The sequence below is a fragment of the Bradyrhizobium sp. HKCCYLRH3061 genome (genome assembly GCF_051168015.1).
In the GTDB taxonomy this organism is placed as follows: domain Bacteria; phylum Pseudomonadota; class Alphaproteobacteria; order Rhizobiales; family Xanthobacteraceae; genus Bradyrhizobium.
This window is the reverse complement of the sequence record NZ_JBNPUE010000023.1, coordinates 18,246-34,143: the sequence shown is the minus strand read 5'-3', so window position 1 is coordinate 34,143 and position 15,898 is coordinate 18,246. Positions and strand designations below refer to the sequence as shown.

Below are 15,898 nucleotides of genomic sequence, written 5' to 3'. Positions count from 1 at the left end.
CCGTCATTCCAGGGCGCCCGGGTTCGATGCTTCGCATCGCCCCGGAATGACGAAGTTGCTGAAACCGTCATTGCGAGGAGCGACAGCGACGAAGCAATCCAGGGGCTCGGGTGGGACTCTGGATCGCGGCGCTGCGCTCGCGATGACGGCGGAGAGAGCGTCGGTGCTCACTCATCCCGCCACGTCGGCGTCCGCTTTTCGATGAAGGCGCCGATGCCTTCCTCCGCGTCGCGGGCGAGCATGTTCTGCGTCATCACCTCTGCCGCATAGCGATAGGCGTCGGCAAGGCTCATCTCGGCCTGGCGGTAGAATGCCTCCTTGCCGAGCTTGATCGTATAGGCCGATTTGCGCGCCACTTGTTGTGCCAGCGCAATCGCGGTGTCGCGCTCCGTGCCGGCCGTGACCACGCGGTTGACGAGGCCCAATTCGCGGGCGCGCGGGGCGGGAACCGGCTCGCCGGTCAGCAGCATCTCCATCGCCTGCTTGCGGGGCACGTTGCGCGACAGCGCCACCATCGGCGTCGAGCAGAACAGGCCGATGTCGACGCCGGGCGTAGCGAACGAGGCGCGCTCGGAGGCGACGGCGAGATCGCAGCTCGCGACCAGTTGGCAGCCGGCGGCGGTGGCGATGCCCTGCACGGACGCGACAACGGGCTTCGGCAGATGCACGATCGCCTGCATCATCGCACTGCAGGCATTCATCAGTTTGGCGAAGAAGGCGCGGCCGCGGTCGGCGTCGCCGCGATGCGCGGTGAGTTCCTTGAGGTCATGGCCGGCGCAGAACGCCGGGCCATTTGCTGCGATCACCACGGCGCGCACGGCCTTGTCGGCGCCGATCTCGGCCAGGGCCTGATGCAGCTCTGCGATCAGCGGCTCCGACAGGCTGTTGCGCTGTGCCGGGCGGTTGAGCGTGAGCACGGCGACGGCGCCCGCCATCTCGCGCAACAAAATCGGCGTATCGGCGGCGTCGGCGAGGGCAGGGGCGGACATTGCGATTTCCATATGGGCGCGTCGATGCAGCTAATGTAACAGATGAGCGACGACGAGAGCAGGGGGAGACATGACGGCGAAGATGACCATCGCGGAGCTGGAAGCGTTCCTGCACGCGGAATTTCCCCAGGCGTTCCGCACCGGCGGCGACATTTCGATCGAGAGCGCCGATGGCAAGAGCTGCCGGATGCGCCAGCGCTTCAACGAGCGCATGTTGCGCCCAGGCGGCACCGTCTCCGGGCCGACACTGATGGCGCTGGCCGATTTCGCGATGTACGTGGTGCTCTTGTCGGCGATCGGCCCGGTCGGGCTCGCCGTGACCACGAATCTCAACATCAACTTCCTGCGCAAGGGCGCGGCCGGCGCCGACGTGCTGGCGGAGGCGCGGCTGCTCAAGCTCGGCAAGCGGCTTGCGGTCGGCGAAGTCACGCTGTTGTCAGGGGAATCGCCTGATCCGATCGCCCATGTCACGGCGACCTATTCCATTCCGAATGCGTAGGGTTTTTGAGGGTATTATTGCACCATATTTGTAAGTCGCTGTTTTTATTGTATTAATTTCGCGTGGATGGCGTTGACGAATGCAGGCCGCTTCTCTAGAAGCTGCGACCAGTTCGGCGCGTCACCCGCGCCGCATTCTCCCTGTCACGGATATCTCTCATGAAAACCTTTTCGGCAAAGCCGGCCGAGGTCCAGAAGAAGTGGGTCGTCATCGACGCCAAGGGTCTGGTCGTCGGTCGTCTCGCCACGCTGGTCGCGATGCGGCTGCGGGGCAAGCACCTCCCGATCTATACCCCGCACGTCGATTGCGGCGACAACGTCATCATCGTCAATGCCGCGCATGCCGTGCTGACCGGCCGCAAGCGCGAGCAGAAGACGTACTACAAGCACACCGGCTATGTCGGCCACGTCAAGGAGCGCACCGCGCGCCAGATCCTCGAGGGCCGCTTCCCCGAGCGCGTGATCGAGAAGGCCATCGAGCGCATGATCCCGCGCGGCCCGCTCGGCCGCGTGCAGATGGGCAATCTGCGTGTCTATGGCGGACCTGATCATCCGCACGAGGCGCAGAACCCCGAGAAGATCGACATCGCCAAGTTGAACCGCAAGAACACGAGGGCCGCATAAGATGGCCGAAAGCATCCAGTCTCTCGATCAGCTGTCGCAGCTCAAGGGCGCCGTCACGGCCCCGGACGCTCCGAAGTATGAGAAGAAGGTCGACAAGTTCGGCCGCGCCTATGCCACCGGCAAGCGCAAGGACGCGGTCGCCCGCGTCTGGATCAAGCCGGGCTCCGGCAAGGTCACCGTCAACACCCGCGACATCGAGGTCTACTTCGCCCGTCCGGTGCTGCGCATGATGATCGAGCAGCCGATGGTCGTCGCCGCCCGCAAGGGCCAGTACGACGTGATCTGCACGGTCGCCGGCGGCGGTCTGTCCGGCCAGGCCGGCGCGGTGCGTCACGGCCTGTCCAAGGCTCTGACCAATTTCGAGCCGGAGCTGCGCAGCGTCCTCAAGAAGGGCGGCTTCCTGACCCGCGACTCGCGCGTCGTCGAGCGTAAGAAGTACGGCAAGGCCAAGGCCCGCCGCTCCTTCCAGTTCTCGAAGCGCTGATCTCCTGGGTCCGGCTGCGGCCGGATCCGTCAGCTACCAATACGAACGGGCGCCCTCGCGGGCGCCCGTTTTGCTTGGAGGTTGTGTGATCAGGCGCTGGCGCGGCGCGCGGTCAGCCATTGGCTCGGCGCCAGCGGCTTCGACACCACGCGGACCTCGCCGATGCTGCCGATGAAGCCATCGGACGGCGCGCGGTCCCACCAGCCGCAGCCGAGCGCCCAGGGCTGGGACGCTGCGACGCTCGCGATGCCGTTGCCGCCGATCACGCTGCGCACGACCGGCGCGCCCTCGATGTAGAGCACGGTGGAGTTATCGGTGGGGTCGTTGACGATGGCGAGGTGATACCAGGTGTCGAGCATGATCTCGCCGGACCAGTCGGTCTGCGGCTGCCTGGTCGAGCTCGACGGCACGATCTCCCACTGCACCTCGCGGAGGTTGGAGATCGCGAACAGGATCGGCGGCGATTCCGGGTCGCCGCCGGCATAGCCCGGCAGCCAGCCGCGGTTGCCGAAGCGGGTGAGTATGTTGCACCAGGCATGATCGGCCGCCTTCCAGTTCGGATCGATCTTGATGAAGGCCTCGACCGTGTAGCCGGATGCGAAGGTCGCGGTATTGATCGGCGCGTTGGCCGCCGTCGTGAACCAGCTGAAGCGGCCGGCGCCTTGCTTGGTGGTGTTGAGGAACTGAACGCTCCCCGGCGCTGACGACAGGCGGTGCTTGTCGGCGGTGAAGGCCACATCGGCGACCTCCGCGGCACCGGCGAGCGATGCGCGCTGCATTGGGTTGGCGGCGGTGAGGTCCGACAGCGCGGTGCCGGCGGCCACCGCCTTGCCGATCGCCGACGACGCGATCCGCCAATGCGCTGTTGTCTCGGCGATCAGCGGATAGTCCTGTTCGTTCGCGGGCGGCACCACCACCGGCTCCGGCGCCTCGGTGTAGTTGGCATAGAGATCCTGCTTCACCCGCGGCAGGATCGGCGTGCCGGCGAAGGCCGGCAGATGGCAGAAATTGGTGAAGCGTGAAAAACGCCGGCGGAAGTCGATGGCAATCGAGAACTCGTGGTTGTCCTCCGTCAGCCAGGCGCGGTCGAACTGCTTGAGACTGTCCTTCGGCTTCTCGACCACCCAAGGCGAGAACGAGGCGACGTCGATCTTGTTGGCCGTGAAGTCGAACTCGTAGAGCCGCATCAGGCCGTTGCCGCCCTGATAGGCCATCTGATAGTCGACCACCATCTGGTGCACGGGGTTATGGAAGTCGTTGATCTTCGTCAGCAGCGCGCCGCCATGATAGTGGCCGTTGAGCGTCATGAAGATCTGGTCGTTGCTGCGGATCAGCTTCTCCCAGAGGTATTGACCGTAGGCGACCTCGAGCGGGCTCGTGCCGTCATTGGCGATGTTGAGCAACTGGTGGTTGGCGAGGATGACCGGCAGCATCGGGTGCCGCGCGATCATGCTGCGCGCCCAGGCGACGGCGTCGTCCGAGGCACGCCACGACAGCGACAGCACCATGAAGCTGACGCCGCAGGCGTGGAACACATGCGCCTCGTGCCAGCCGCTCGGATGCCGCTCCAGGAAGGTCCGCTGCTTCGCCGCGCGGCTGGCCGGAAACCAGGACAGATACGGCTCCGATGAACCGCGCTGCGCATCGGTGCCCGCGCTCTGGCTCGCCGCGCTCTCGAACTCCAGCGCCGACAGCACGTCGTGATTGCCGGCCAGCACCGAATACGGCCGGCCGGCATTCTCCAGCAGCTTCATTGCGGCGTCGGCGACGGCCCATTGCTGCGGATGCCTGGACTGGTCGACGACGTCGCCGAGATGGATCGTGAATGGGATGTGATATTTCGCGGCGTTGTCGACAATGAACTGGGTCTGCGCCGGATAGGGCGTGCTGCCATATTGCCGCTGATAGGCCTGGCCTTCCTCGGAGGTCGCATAGCGCGAGTAGAACTGCGTATCGGGGAGGACGGCGAGCGCGAAGCTGGTGGTGACGTGGTGATGATGGTGGTGCATGCGCCAATGCGCGTGCGCGGCCTGGCCCGGCAACAGGCTGGCACCGAGGCCGAGCGCCGAGACGCCCATGGCATTGCGCAGCAGCGTGCGGCGATCGACGCCCTGGGTTGCTTGCGGATCGCGCGACGGATGATTTGGTGCGGCCTGGCTGTCGTATGAATCGTCGTCGAAAGACATTCTCGTCCCCATCGCATGCGACCGATCGCGCTGCTGTCGCGCCGTGGTAGGGAGAGATGATCTCAAATTTGAGAAGGTTTCTTATCGTTTCCATGAGTGTTCGGTGCGGAGCGGGAAACGATTGATTCCACATGCTCAGTTCCGCAACTCTCAATAATTAGCTGCATTTCGTGCAATCAAGGCGGGCGCGCATGGTGCCTGGCGCGATCGGTTTTGAATCCTGTTTGCAGCATTTTGCGCAGCAATTTGCCGACGAGTTGTGCCGAGCTTTTCGAGAAAACTTGGTATCCCAGGCAAACCTCTTTCGAACAGACCGCTCGCTAGGTTGATCGCGACAAGGCCGCGCTAACCAAAGTCTCCGCGCCGCCGCAGCAACCGAGGTGACGGATGGCACTCGACAGCATGACGCTCGACATCGTAGCGACCATGGTCGCGGCGCTGCTTGGCGCCATGTTGCTGCACTTCGGACGGCAGGAGAACACGCCGGCGCTGCGCTGGTGGGGCGCGGCCTATGTCCTCGGCGCGGTCGCGATCGCGCTGTGGACGTTGATCGGCGAGCTCTATGGCGAGGTGGTGTCGCTGTTCCTGAGCTCGATCGGCCTGATCGCCACCGCCATGGTGTGGAACGCCGCGCGCGTGTTTCATGGCAAGCCGCCGAGCGTGCCCGGACTCGTGCTCGGCGCCATCGTCTGGATCGCCAGCGGCATGCTGCTCGATCCCTCGGCGCAGGCGCTGCGGCTGACGATCGGCGCCGCGATCGTCGTGATCTATGCCATGCTCACCGCGGCCGAGCTGTGGCAGGAGCGGCGGCGGTCTCTGCACAAGCGCTGGCCGGCGCTGATCGTGCCGGTGATGCACGGCTTCGTCCTGATGCTGCCGATCCTGCTCGGCAACATGCTGCGCGAGTCCGACGGCGCCTTCGCCGGGGCCTGGGTCACGATCTTCTCGATCGAGCTCGTGCTCTACGCTGTCGGCACCGTGTTCGTGATCTTCATGCTGGTGTCGGAGCGCATCGTCAGCGCCCACAAGCGCGCGGCGACCACCGACCCGCTGACGGGCCTGCTCAATCGACGCGGCTTTGCCGAGTCCTGCGCGCAACTGATCGAGCGCGAGGCGCGCGAGCAGCGGCCGGTCAGCGTGCTGATCTTCGACATCGATCATTTCAAGTCGATCAACGACCGTTTCGGCCACGCCGAGGGCGATGAGGTCCTGAAGATCTTCGCAGACGTCGTGGTCAACAATCTGCGCCTCACCGATCTCTCGGGCCGGATCGGCGGCGAGGAGTTCGCAGCCCTTCTGCCCTGTTCCATCGAAGAGGCCATGGTCGCCGCCGAGCGTGTCCGCGAGGCGTTCGCGGCCTCCGGGGTGGTGCGCGAGGACCAGCCGGTGGACACCACCGTCAGCATCGGCGTCGCCGGCGGGCCGGGCGGGACCGAACTCGACGTGCTGCTCGCGGCCGCCGATACCGCGCTCTACAAGGCCAAGCGCTCCGGTCGCAACCGGGTCGAAGCGTCGGAGGAGCTGCCGCTGTCGCTCGACCGCTACCGCCGCCAGCGCGCCGCCGCTTCTGCCAGCCTGCCGCAGTCGGAACAGGCGGTATTGTCGAGCTGAGGCGCGGCTTTCGCTCGCCCGAGGTCTGGGCTAGACAAGCGGTCCAACGCCAGGGGAGGCCGACAGACCATGATCACGGAAATCGCTCAGATCGACGTCAAGCCGGGCACGGAGAAGGATTTCGAGGCCGCCGTCGCGAAGGCGCGCGCCGCCTTCGGCCGCTCCAAGGGCTTTCACGGCTTCGAGCTGCACAAGTCGATCGAGAAGCCGCAACGCTACCGCCTGATGGTGAAGTGGGAGACGCTCGAGAGCCACACGGTCGATTTCCGTGGCTCGGAGAACTTCACCGAATGGCGCGGCCTGGTCGGGCAGTATTTCGCCAGCCCTCCGGATGTCGAGCACACCGAGACGGTGCTGACCTCGGCCGGCTGAGCACCGCGTAGCCGCTGCTGCCGACGGAACGCCACCATGACGCATGACGATCTGGTCGAAGCCTACTCCGCGGCGGGACGGCACTACCATGATCTTCGCCACATCCAGGACTGCCTGGCCGAGCTCGCTCGCGTTGCCGACCTCGACGCCCGCGACCGCGAGATCCTGACGCTCGCGATCTGGTGGCACGACGTCGTGTATGATCCGACGCGGTCCGACAATGAGGAGCAGAGCGCCGTCCTTGCCGAGCGTCACGTCGCGGCCGATCTGCGCGACGAGGTCGGACGCCTAATCCGGCTGACCCGCACCCACGATGTCGCGCCCGGCGATCGGCTGGGCGCGCTGCTCGTCTCGATCGATCTCGCCATTCTGGGCAGCGACGAGGCCAGCTACGACGCCTATGCCGATGCGATCCGGCGCGAATATGCTGATGTGCCGGACGACGCCTACCGCGCCGGGCGCGCGGCGGTGCTGGAGCGCTTCGGAAGCCGCCCCGTGATCTATCCGGATGCGGGCTTTGCCGCCGCGCTCGACCGGAAGGCGCGGAGCAATCTCGCCCGCGAGCTGCGCGGCCTTCGATCCTAAGCGGATCAGCTCAGGCGTTTTTGAACGGCCGCATCAGCGCGGCAATGCAGCCTGCGCAGCATCGCATGAGCGAATGTGGCTTGTGTTTTGCCGTCGCGCGACATGCAATGAGATGACACGCGCGTCGCCACGGCGTGCTCTCATTTTCCGGAACTCCGTCATGCCGATCATCAACCGCGCCGCCGAGCTCGCCGAAGACGCCAAGGTCTGGCGCCGCGACTTCCACCAGCATCCCGAACTGCTCTACGAGGTGCATCGGACGGCCGCGCGCGTTGCCGAGCTGCTGAGGTCGTTCGGCGTCGACGAGGTCGTCGCCGGTATCGGCAGGACCGGCGTGGTCGGCGTCATCCGCGGGCGCGAGCCGTCGCAGCGTGTCATCGGCCTGCGCGCCGACATGGATGCGCTGCCGCTGCAGGAGGTCGGCGACCTCCCGCACAAATCGACCATTCCGGGCCGGATGCACGCCTGCGGCCATGACGGCCACACCGCGATGCTGCTGGGCGCGGCGCGCTATCTCGCCGAGACGCGCAACTTCGCCGGCACCGCCATCGTCATCTTTCAGCCGGCCGAGGAGGGCGGGGCCGGTGGCCGTGCGATGGTCGAGGACGGCCTGATGGAGCGCTTCGGCATCGAGGAGGTCTATGGCCTGCACAACGCGCCGGGTCTTCCGCTCGGGACCGTCGCGACGCGCACCGGCGCCGTGATGGCCGCGGCCGACACCTTCGAGGTGCGTCTGAAGGGCCTCGGCGGCCATGCCGCGCGGCCGAACAAATGCGTCGATCCGATCATCGCCGGCGCGCAGATCGTGACCGCGCTGCAGACGATCGTGGCGCGCAACGTCGATCCGGTCGAGAGCGCGGTGCTGTCGATCACGCGCTTCCACGCGGGGACGACCGCCGACAACATCATTCCGCAGACCGCGATCATCGGCGGCACCGTGCGCACGCTCGACGAGGACATCCGCCGTTTGATGGACGAGCGCTTCAAGGGCCTCGTGACGGCGCTCGCGAGCGGCATGGGCGTCGAGGCGGAGATCGATTACGAATGGGGGTATCCGGTCGTCATCAACCATGCGGAGCAGACCGCGTTCGCCGCCGACGTGGCGCGCAGCGTCGTCGGGCCGGATCAGGTCATCACCGACATGCCGCCCCGGCTCGGCGGCGAGGACTTCGCCTACATGCTGCAGGCTCGGCCCGGCGCGTTCGTCTTCATGGGCATCGGCGATGGCGCCGGCGTGCATCACCCCGAATATGATTTCAACGATGACGTGATCCCGCACGGCATCAGCTATTGGGCCAAGCTCGTCGAGACCGCGATGCCGGCGGGCTGAACCGCCGCAACCGATCTCTCAGATCGCGGCGGCGGCGTCCTCGGTGCGGTGGTCGCTCTTGAAATAATCGATCATGACCTTGGCGATCGCCATCAGCGGCAGCGCCAGGGTCAGGCCCCAGACGCCGAACACGATGCCGAGCAGGATCTGGAACGCGAACAGCGTGGCCGGCGGGATGTCCAGCGCCTGGCGCTGGATCAGCGGCGTCAGCACATAGCTCTCCATCGCGTGCACGCCGAGGAACAGCACGAAGGCGCTGACCGCAGCCACCCAGCCGGAGGCAAGGCTCGCCAGCACCACGATGACGCCGGCGATGATCGCGCCGACGGTTGGAATGAACGCCAGCAGGCCGGCCTGGATGCCCAGGATGAACGAGCTCTGCACGCCGATGATGGCAAGGCCGATCCAGGTGACCAGGAAGACCGCGAACATCGTCGTGATCTGGGCGATCAGCCAGCGCTCCAGCGTGTAGCTGATGCGGTCGACGATCACGGTGGCCTGGTCGCGGTACTTCGCCGGCGCCAGGAACAGCAATCCGCTGCGGTAGACCGCCGGCTGGGCCGCGAAGGCCAATCCTAAGAACAGCACGATGAAGAAGTTGCCGACGGCGCTGACGGTGCCGAGCAGCAGCTTGAAGGTCTGGCTGACGATGGCGCCGCCGGAGGAGGCCAGCGCGCTCGGCGAGGGCAGGCCGCCCGGAAGGCCATGGGACGGCGTCTGGGTCGGTGTGGTCGAGCCGCCATCAGGCGCGGCAGTGGCCGTGTTCGCAGCGTTGAAGTCGAAGAAGCTGGTGTCGATGCCGTTGCGGTCGAGGAAGCCCTTGATGTTGCCGAGCTGCGACTTGATCGTATCGCTCAGCACCTTGGCCTGCTCCGCGATGGTGGTGCCGCCCAGGAAGACGATGCCGACGAGCACGGCCGCGAGCGCCACGCAGACGATGACGAGCCGCGCCGGGTGCGGCCAGGGCAGCACGCGGCCGAGCAGGCTGGTCATCGCGTTGAGCGCGACACCGAGCAGCATGCCGGAGAACAGCAGGAACAGCGCCGCAGCGTAATACCAGCTGAAGGCGAGCGCGGCCATGAACAGGATCACCCCGATGCCGCCCACGGCGATGGCCCAGGCCAGGTCGCTGCGGGCCTGGAGGCGCGGGTCGGCGGGGGCGGTCATGGGGCGTCCTCTGTGCTGATCGGCCCCACACATTGGCGAAAACGGCTGGCGGATCAAGCGCAGGCTTGGGATCGGGGTGCGGCGGGACGCTTGCGGGGTTGTCCGGAATTGGCATTGGCGACCCGCGCCGCCATATGTTGATCCGGCTTTGCGACACAGGCATGATTTGTCGAGGCATGATCTGTGCCTCCGGGCTCATTGGAGATCGAGCCTGGGCTCCCAGGGAGAGAAACGAGGGCCATGAAGCGTCCGGTCGTCGGCGTGATCGGCAACAGCCATCGCGTCGAGAACAGGTTCACCGTACAGATGGTGGGCGAACGCAACCTGAGCGCCGTGGCCGAGGTCGCAGGCGCGCTGCCGCTGATGTTTGCCGGCGTTCCCGAGATCACCGACATCGCCGCGCTGCTCGATGTCGTCGATGGCGTGGTCCTGACCGGCGCCCGTGCCAACGTGCACCCGACCCGCTTCAACACCGAGCCCAGTCTCAAGCACGAGCCCTACGACATCCATCGCGACGAGGTCGCCCTGCAGTTGACGGAGGCTTGCGTCTCCCGAGGCATCCCGCTGTTCGGCATCTGCCGCGGCCTCCAGGAGATGAACGTCGCCTTCGGCGGCTCGCTGCATCCGGAGATCCGCGAGATTCCCGGCCGCATGAACCATCGCATGCCCCGGCTGGAGAATGGCGAGATCCATCCCGATCCGACCGTCATCTTCGCCGACCGCCACGAGGTGCGGCTGACCCCGGGCGGCGCCTTCGCCGGCATCCTCGGCTGCGAGAGCATCAAGGTGAATTCGCTGCACGGCCAGGGCATCCTCGAGCCGGGCGACCGCGTCGTCATCGAGGGCATCGCCGAGGACGGCACCATCGAGGCGATCCGTATCGCCGACGCGCCGAGCTTCGCATTGGGCGTGCAATGGCACGCCGAATACGATCCGCAGAAGAACCCGATCAACCGCAAGCTGTTCGAGGCGTTCGGGGATGCCGTGAGGAAGCGGCGGCAGTCGTCGTGACGTCGGCCTGAACCCGAGATGCGGCGAAACAGACCTAACGATGCCGGCCGCGTTGTTTCGCAGTCTCACAAGGGTTCATTGATGCGCCATGTCTTGACCACCGTCCTTGCGCTGGCTGTTGCCAGTCCTGCTTCTGCTCAGACCGCGCCGCCGACCGAAGGGCCGATCACCTGCGCGCTGCCCGCGGCCGCGACCGACACGGCGAATAGCCTGAAGCAGCGCTATGGCAGTGAAGCCGTGATCGAGGATCTGCCGGGGGCGGAGGGGGAGACCTACAAGGGCCTCGTGCTGTTTCCCCGCGCGATGGACCGCCGCATCGAAGTCGCCTTCATCGAAGACAAGACCGCCACGGTGTCCGGGCTGACCCTTCGCGACACCGCCAAGACCAGCCGCTGGACCGTGGCCGGCATTTCGATCGGCGCGAGCCTCGCTGCGGTCCAGAAGGCCAACGGCAAGCCTTTCGTCGTCGCGGGCTTCGGCTGGGACTATGGCGGCTATGTCACCGACTTCAAGAACGGCGCCCTCGGGCGCATGCTGCCGGGCGGCTGCTCGGTGACGGTGCGGTTCGGCACCGAGAAGGATACGCCACGTGCGCTCTCGGGGGACGGCGTGAAGGTGTCGTCCGACAATCCGGCGCTGCTGAAGCTCGCGCCCGTGGTGACCGAGATCGGAGTCAATTTCGCTGCGAAGTAATCGGAGTCATCCCTCAGCGCCGGCTGAGACCGGTGATCGTCACCACCATTGATCGATCACGATGAGTGTCTGCCTCCGCTCGGCGGAAACCCGTACAGCCGCTGGGCGTTATCGGCGAGGACGCGGTTGCGGGCGGCGGCATCGGGCACCCAGTCGGCCAAGAGGTCGAGCAGCTCGCCGACGTTCATCATGTGGCCGCGGTGCGCGACGTGCGGCCAGTCGGAGCCCCAGACGCAGCGGTCGGGGGCGGCCGCGTGGAGGCGGCGGACGAAGGGGACCGTGTCGGCATAGGGCGGTCCGGCGACCGTGTTGCGGTAGGCGCCGGACAGCTTGACCCAGGCGCCGTCGCGCACCAGCGAGACCAGCGTCTGGAAGCCGGGATCGGCGAGGCCCCGTGACACCGGGAAGTGGCCCCAGTGGTCGATGACGATCGGGACCGCGAGCCCCTCCAGCCGCGGCGCCAGGGCCGGCAGGTCGGCGGCGTCGATCAGGAACTGCAGGTGCCAGCCGAGCTCGCGGGCGAGCGCGGCGTAGTCGTGCAGATGATCGAAGCCGATGCCGCCGCCGTAGAGAACGTTGAGGCGCAAACCGACCACGCCGGCCTGCTGCAACGCCGCCAGCTCGCGGTCCGGCAGGCCGAGCGGGATCACCGCGATGCCGCGCAGCCGCTCGCGGTTGGCGCCCAGCGTCTCGACCATCAGGCTGTTGTCGGTGCCGTGGACGCTGACCTGGACCAGCACGCCATAGGTCATGCCGGTGGCATCGAGCATCGCCAGATAGGAGGCCGCGGTGGCCTCCGGCGGCGTGTAGCTGCGCTCGGCCACGAAGGGATGGCGCGGCGGCAGCCCGATGACATGGGCGTGGGTGTCGACCGCGCCTGGCGGCACGATGAAGCGGGAGGCCCTGCGCGGATGCGGATCGGGCCCCGCGCAGGCGGGAGCCCGATCGGCGTGGGGTGCGATCTCACGCATCGGCGTGCAGCACCTTGCCGCGCGTCTCCGGCAGCGCATAGGCGGCGACGAAGAACAGCGCATAGGCGAACAGAGCGAACAGGCAGATCGCGGTGGCGAGCGAGGTCATCTGCGAGAGATAGCCGACCAGGAACGGAAACAGCGCGCCGATGCCGCGGCCGAAATTGTAGCAGAAGCCCTGGCCGGAGCCGCGCAAGCGCGTCGGATAGAGCTCGGTGAGGAACGCGCCCATGCCGGAGAAATAGCCCGAGGCGAAGAAGCCGAGCGGAAAGCCGAGCAGCCACAGCAGCTCGTTCGACAGCGGCAGCTGGGTGTAGGCGGCGACCACGACCATGGCGCCGAGCGAGAACACCAGGAACAGGTTGCGCCGGCCGAAACGATCCGCATACCAGGCGCCGACGAGATAGCCGATGAACGAGCCGATGATGAGAGCGGCGAGATAGCCGGTCGAGCTGACGATCGAGAGCTTGCGCTCGGTGGTGAGGAAGCGCGGCACCCAGAAGGTGATCGCGTAGTAGCCGCCCTGGCAGCCGGTCGCCACCAGCGAGGCGAGAATGGTGGTCTTCAGGATCGGCCCCTGGAAGATCTCCAGGATCGACGGGCGGTCGCCGGCGGCGGCGACCTTGGCGCGTGCGGCGGCCGCGACCTCCGGCTCCTTTACAAAGGCGCGCAGATACAGCACCAGCAGCGCCGGCAGGGCGCCGATCGCGAACATCCACCGCCACGCCTGATCGGCCGGCAGCAGCGAGAACAAGGCGGCCTGCGCCAGCACTGCGAGGCCCCAGCCGACGGCCCAGCCGGACTGCACGCTGCCGACGGCGCGGCCGCGATACTGGGCGCGAATGGTCTCGCCCATCAGCACCGCGCCGGCCGCCCATTCACCGCCGAAGCCGAGTCCGAGCAGGGCTCGCAGCACCAGCAATTGCTCGAAGTTCTGCGCGAACGCGCACAGCAGCGAGAACAGCGAGAACCAGATGATGGTGAACTGCAGCGTCCGGACGCGGCCGATGCGGTCGGCGAGATAGCCCGCCGCCCAGCCGCCGAAGGCCGAGGCGAGCAGCGTCACCGTGCCGGCGAGGCCCGCGGTGCCGGCGTCAACCTTCCACAGCGCGATGATCGTGCCGATCACCAGCGGGTAGATCATGAAGTCCATGCCGTCGAGCGCCCAGCCCGTGGCGCAGGCCCAGAAGGTGCGCCGTTCGGCCGTGGTCATGCCATTGTAGAAGCCGGTGAAGCTCGTATCCTCGATCGGCACCACCGTGTCTGCAGCTGTCGACATCCTCGCCTCCCATGCGCCGCTCTTGTTGAACGGTCGACCCGCGGCAGAGTTCGCTGAAAGATCCGGCGGTGTCTGTCAGAAAATCGTCAGGATCGGCGCTGCTGCGTGCAGCCTTGTCAGGAAATCACCGGCCGCCGCGCTGCATGCGGCGATAGCGGGCCGGACTCTCGCCCGTCACCGCCCGGAACGCGGCGCCGAAATGCGATTGCGAGGAGAAGCCGAGCGACAGCGCGATCTCGACGATCGGCAGATCGGAGGTCGAAAGCAGCCGGCGCGCGGCCAGCACGCGCTGCTCGACGACGAACCGATGCGGCGTCGTTCCGGTCGCCTGCTTGAAGCTGCGGAGGAAGGAGGACGGGCTCATCCCCGCCACCTCCGCCATCGCGGCCAGCGTGACCGGCGCACCGGGATCGGCGCGAACGAACTCCGTGACGCGCGCCCGCATCCGGTCGTCCAAGGGCGGCGTCTGCTCCAGTCCGGGTGGGCGCTGCACTGCGTAGCGGTCCGAGACGTGCAGCGCGAGCGTGTAGGCGAACTGTTCGGCCAGCAGCCGGCTTGGCCTTTCGCCGCCGCCGCAGCTCTCGACCAACCGCGTCGCCGCCGCTTCGAGCATCGGATCTTCGGTGTCCCAGGCCTGGTTCGTCAGGGTGACCGGCGCTGCGGAGCCGCGCGACGCCGCGACCTCCTTCAGCAGGGCATCGCCGAGATACAGCAGCAACAGCTGGCCCGAACGGACCTCAGGCACGGCATCGACCACCACGCTGCAGCCGGGCTGGCCGATCCGGAAACGCCCCGCGCTGACCGGCGCATCGCGCCGGACCGTGCCATCCTCGATCAGGACGTGACGCCGGACGTCGTACAGCGTGATCGCCACCGTCGGGACCGGCAGCTCGCCATACTCGTAGAGGTGCGGCCCGGTGACCTCGCTGACAGCCGCGGCAAACCCGGCCGTCGACCACAGGTCGATCAGCGCCGATTGCCGTCGTCCCGTGACGCGCTCGGCATGGCGAAGGGGATTGAGCTGCATGGGGAGGGACGTCTGGCTGAATGGCTGATGTAGATTTTAGCATTGTCTTGCCGGGCTGGCGACCTCCGGGCAGGCAGGGCGCGGCGTTCTCCAACCTCGCGGGTCGACGTCGCCTCAAGGCCGCCTGATTATCGGCAAATATTATCCGGGTGATATTTGCTGTGCAGCGGTGGTAGCGTCGCACAGGAGTGAGGAGACGCCGTGCGCAATTCCATCGTTCTCTTGATGCTGCTGGCCGCGCCGGTATCGGCGCAGACGGCGCCTCCGGCCGACGGGCCGATCACCTGCACCTCCCCGGTGTCGGTCGGCGATTCCGCCAAGAGTCTGATGCAGCGCTATGGCGGGGAGGCGGTGGTCGCGGAGGATCTCTACACTGGCGTGGAGGACATCACGTATCGAGGCGTGGCCCTGCTGCCGCAATCTCCGGACTGGCGCATCGACGTGTTCTTCGCGGATGATGCGATGACCCGCGTTGCACGATTGACGGTGCGAGATGCCAAGACCAGTCACTGGAACGTGGCTGGGGTGACGATCGGTTCGACATTGGCACAGGTTCAGAAGATCAACGGCAAGCCCTTTCTCGTCACCGGGATCGACTCGGATTTCAGCGGTTTCGTCATCAACTGGAAGGGCGGCGTGCTAGGTCGTCCGTTGGCGGGCGGATGCGAAATCGTGGTGCGCTTCGGGCAGGGCAAGGACGTCAGAGGCGCGCCCGATGGCGATCCGGTTGCATCCGACAACGCCACGATGCGTAAATGGGGACCGGTGGTCGAGCAGATCGAGGTTCGCTTCCCCGAGAAATAGCAGCTGCTGCGTTAACGAGCGGGCCTCATGGTTCGAGACGGCGCGCATCTGCCAACAGCGCTTTCACCGGATGACCTGCGCGCGCCTCCTCACCATGAGGAGATGCATCTGACACCACGCGAGATCTCCCACCTTGCGTCTTCTGCGCGAGCTCCATCTCCTCATCCTGAGGAGCTTGGCGAAGCCAAGCGTCTCGAAGGACGAGGCCCGTGATCTTTTTTCAACAAACAACGCGCCATTTAACAAAAAGGCGCCCCGCGAGGGGGC

The 15,898-nt window shown here is 66.6% G+C and carries 16 protein-coding genes; 10 read left to right on the top strand and 6 right to left on the bottom strand.

Translation table 11 applies throughout. From position 1 onward, the window contains the following. Positions 1-167: 167 nt before the first annotated feature. Positions 168-989 (bottom strand): enoyl-CoA hydratase, encoded by an 822-nt coding sequence (locus ACQR2C_RS28910; protein WP_315799671.1) that lies wholly within the window; start codon positions 987-989, stop codon positions 168-170. Between the two features lie 70 nt (positions 990-1,059). Here ACQR2C_RS28910 and ACQR2C_RS28905 point away from each other — a divergent pair, with 70 nt between their 5' ends. The 3 genes from ACQR2C_RS28905 (at position 1,060) to rpsI (ending at position 2,595) form a co-directional block, all read left to right on the top strand. Further along, positions 1,060-1,488 (top strand): PaaI family thioesterase, encoded by a 429-nt coding sequence (locus ACQR2C_RS28905; protein WP_315799672.1) that lies wholly within the window; start codon positions 1,060-1,062, stop codon positions 1,486-1,488. Positions 1,489-1,646: 158 nt separating this feature from the next. Continuing rightward, a complete protein-coding gene (gene rplM / locus ACQR2C_RS28900) occupies positions 1,647-2,111 on the top strand; it encodes a 50S ribosomal protein L13 (protein WP_315799673.1) in 465 nt (154 codons plus the stop codon). Position 2,112: 1 nt separating this feature from the next. Continuing rightward, positions 2,113-2,595, top strand: coding sequence for a 30S ribosomal protein S9 (gene rpsI, locus ACQR2C_RS28895; protein WP_006611043.1), 483 nt, complete (start codon positions 2,113-2,115; stop codon positions 2,593-2,595). Positions 2,596-2,684: 89 nt separating this feature from the next. Here rpsI and ACQR2C_RS28890 read toward each other — a convergent pair whose 3' ends face one another. Continuing rightward, the gene (locus ACQR2C_RS28890) at positions 2,685-4,781 is read right to left on the bottom strand and encodes a LamG-like jellyroll fold domain-containing protein (RefSeq protein WP_434882634.1); all 2,097 of its coding nucleotides are present in this window, start codon (positions 4,779-4,781) and stop codon (positions 2,685-2,687) included. A gap of 387 nt (positions 4,782-5,168) precedes the next feature. Here ACQR2C_RS28890 and ACQR2C_RS28885 point away from each other — a divergent pair, with 387 nt between their 5' ends. From ACQR2C_RS28885 to ACQR2C_RS28870, 4 genes are all read left to right on the top strand, one after another. Next, complete coding sequence (locus ACQR2C_RS28885) at positions 5,169-6,392, top strand: GGDEF domain-containing protein (RefSeq protein WP_315799675.1); 1,224 nt, start codon at positions 5,169-5,171, stop codon at positions 6,390-6,392. A 69-nt stretch (positions 6,393-6,461) separates the two neighbouring features. After that, positions 6,462-6,764, top strand: a complete 303-nt coding sequence (locus ACQR2C_RS28880; protein WP_315799676.1) for an antibiotic biosynthesis monooxygenase family protein — start codon at positions 6,462-6,464, stop codon at positions 6,762-6,764. A gap of 36 nt (positions 6,765-6,800) precedes the next feature. Continuing rightward, positions 6,801-7,349, top strand: a complete 549-nt coding sequence (locus ACQR2C_RS28875; protein ID WP_434882633.1) for an HD domain-containing protein — start codon at positions 6,801-6,803, stop codon at positions 7,347-7,349. Between the two features lie 160 nt (positions 7,350-7,509). Next, entirely contained in the window at positions 7,510-8,679 is a 1,170-nt protein-coding gene (locus ACQR2C_RS28870) for a M20 aminoacylase family protein (RefSeq protein ID WP_315799678.1), read from the top strand. Positions 8,680-8,697: 18 nt separating this feature from the next. Here the strand turns inward: ACQR2C_RS28870 and ACQR2C_RS28865 are convergent, their stop codons facing one another. Continuing rightward, positions 8,698-9,846 carry an AI-2E family transporter gene (locus ACQR2C_RS28865; RefSeq protein ID WP_315799679.1) on the bottom strand — a complete coding sequence of 383 codons (1,149 nt, stop codon included), beginning with the start codon at positions 9,844-9,846 and terminating at the stop codon, positions 8,698-8,700. Positions 9,847-10,086: 240 nt separating this feature from the next. On the opposite strand from ACQR2C_RS28865, the gene ACQR2C_RS28860 reads away from it, so the two are divergent. Together ACQR2C_RS28860 and ACQR2C_RS28855 are read left to right on the top strand one after the other, a co-directional pair. Next, positions 10,087-10,857, top strand: a complete 771-nt coding sequence (locus tag ACQR2C_RS28860; RefSeq protein WP_315799680.1) for a gamma-glutamyl-gamma-aminobutyrate hydrolase family protein — start codon at positions 10,087-10,089, stop codon at positions 10,855-10,857. Positions 10,858-10,938: 81 nt separating this feature from the next. Continuing rightward, the gene (locus ACQR2C_RS28855; RefSeq protein WP_434882632.1) at positions 10,939-11,550 is read left to right on the top strand and encodes a hypothetical protein; all 612 of its coding nucleotides are present in this window, start codon (positions 10,939-10,941) and stop codon (positions 11,548-11,550) included. 56 nt (positions 11,551-11,606) lie between these two features. Here ACQR2C_RS28855 and ACQR2C_RS28850 read toward each other — a convergent pair whose 3' ends face one another. From ACQR2C_RS28850 to ACQR2C_RS28840, 3 genes are all read right to left on the bottom strand, one after another. Continuing rightward, a complete protein-coding gene (locus ACQR2C_RS28850; protein WP_434882631.1) occupies positions 11,607-12,521 on the bottom strand; it encodes an amidohydrolase family protein in 915 nt (304 codons plus the stop codon). After that, positions 12,514-13,800 (bottom strand): MFS transporter, encoded by a 1,287-nt coding sequence (locus tag ACQR2C_RS28845; protein WP_434882630.1) that lies wholly within the window; start codon positions 13,798-13,800, stop codon positions 12,514-12,516. The genes ACQR2C_RS28850 and ACQR2C_RS28845 overlap by 8 nt, the downstream gene beginning before the upstream one ends. A gap of 124 nt (positions 13,801-13,924) precedes the next feature. Further along, positions 13,925-14,827: a helix-turn-helix domain-containing protein gene (locus tag ACQR2C_RS28840; RefSeq protein ID WP_316181450.1), complete on the bottom strand. Its 903-nt coding sequence runs from the start codon at positions 14,825-14,827 to the stop codon at positions 13,925-13,927. A gap of 201 nt (positions 14,828-15,028) precedes the next feature. Here ACQR2C_RS28840 and ACQR2C_RS28835 point away from each other — a divergent pair, with 201 nt between their 5' ends. After that, on the top strand, positions 15,029-15,631 hold the full coding sequence (locus ACQR2C_RS28835) for a hypothetical protein (RefSeq protein ID WP_315779418.1): 603 nt from the start codon (positions 15,029-15,031) through the stop codon (positions 15,629-15,631). The last annotated feature ends 267 nt before the right edge of the window (positions 15,632-15,898 follow it).

Coding starts and splice junctions, on each gene's coding strand:
- ACQR2C_RS28910 (WP_315799671.1), bottom strand. CDS start 989: ATGTCCGCCCCTGCCCTCGCCGACGCCGCCGATACGCCGATTTTGTTG.
- ACQR2C_RS28905 (WP_315799672.1), top strand. CDS start 1,060: ATGACGGCGAAGATGACCATCGCGGAGCTGGAAGCGTTCCTGCACGCG.
- rplM (WP_315799673.1), top strand. CDS start 1,647: ATGAAAACCTTTTCGGCAAAGCCGGCCGAGGTCCAGAAGAAGTGGGTC.
- rpsI (WP_006611043.1), top strand. CDS start 2,113: ATGGCCGAAAGCATCCAGTCTCTCGATCAGCTGTCGCAGCTCAAGGGC.
- ACQR2C_RS28890 (WP_434882634.1), bottom strand. CDS start 4,781: ATGTCTTTCGACGACGATTCATACGACAGCCAGGCCGCACCAAATCAT.
- ACQR2C_RS28885 (WP_315799675.1), top strand. CDS start 5,169: ATGGCACTCGACAGCATGACGCTCGACATCGTAGCGACCATGGTCGCG.
- ACQR2C_RS28880 (WP_315799676.1), top strand. CDS start 6,462: ATGATCACGGAAATCGCTCAGATCGACGTCAAGCCGGGCACGGAGAAG.
- ACQR2C_RS28875 (WP_434882633.1), top strand. CDS start 6,801: ATGACGCATGACGATCTGGTCGAAGCCTACTCCGCGGCGGGACGGCAC.
- ACQR2C_RS28870 (WP_315799678.1), top strand. CDS start 7,510: ATGCCGATCATCAACCGCGCCGCCGAGCTCGCCGAAGACGCCAAGGTC.
- ACQR2C_RS28865 (WP_315799679.1), bottom strand. CDS start 9,846: ATGACCGCCCCCGCCGACCCGCGCCTCCAGGCCCGCAGCGACCTGGCC.
- ACQR2C_RS28860 (WP_315799680.1), top strand. CDS start 10,087: ATGAAGCGTCCGGTCGTCGGCGTGATCGGCAACAGCCATCGCGTCGAG.
- ACQR2C_RS28855 (WP_434882632.1), top strand. CDS start 10,939: ATGCGCCATGTCTTGACCACCGTCCTTGCGCTGGCTGTTGCCAGTCCT.
- ACQR2C_RS28850 (WP_434882631.1), bottom strand. CDS start 12,521: ATGCGTGAGATCGCACCCCACGCCGATCGGGCTCCCGCCTGCGCGGGG.
- ACQR2C_RS28845 (WP_434882630.1), bottom strand. CDS start 13,800: ATGTCGACAGCTGCAGACACGGTGGTGCCGATCGAGGATACGAGCTTC.
- ACQR2C_RS28840 (WP_316181450.1), bottom strand. CDS start 14,827: ATGCAGCTCAATCCCCTTCGCCATGCCGAGCGCGTCACGGGACGACGG.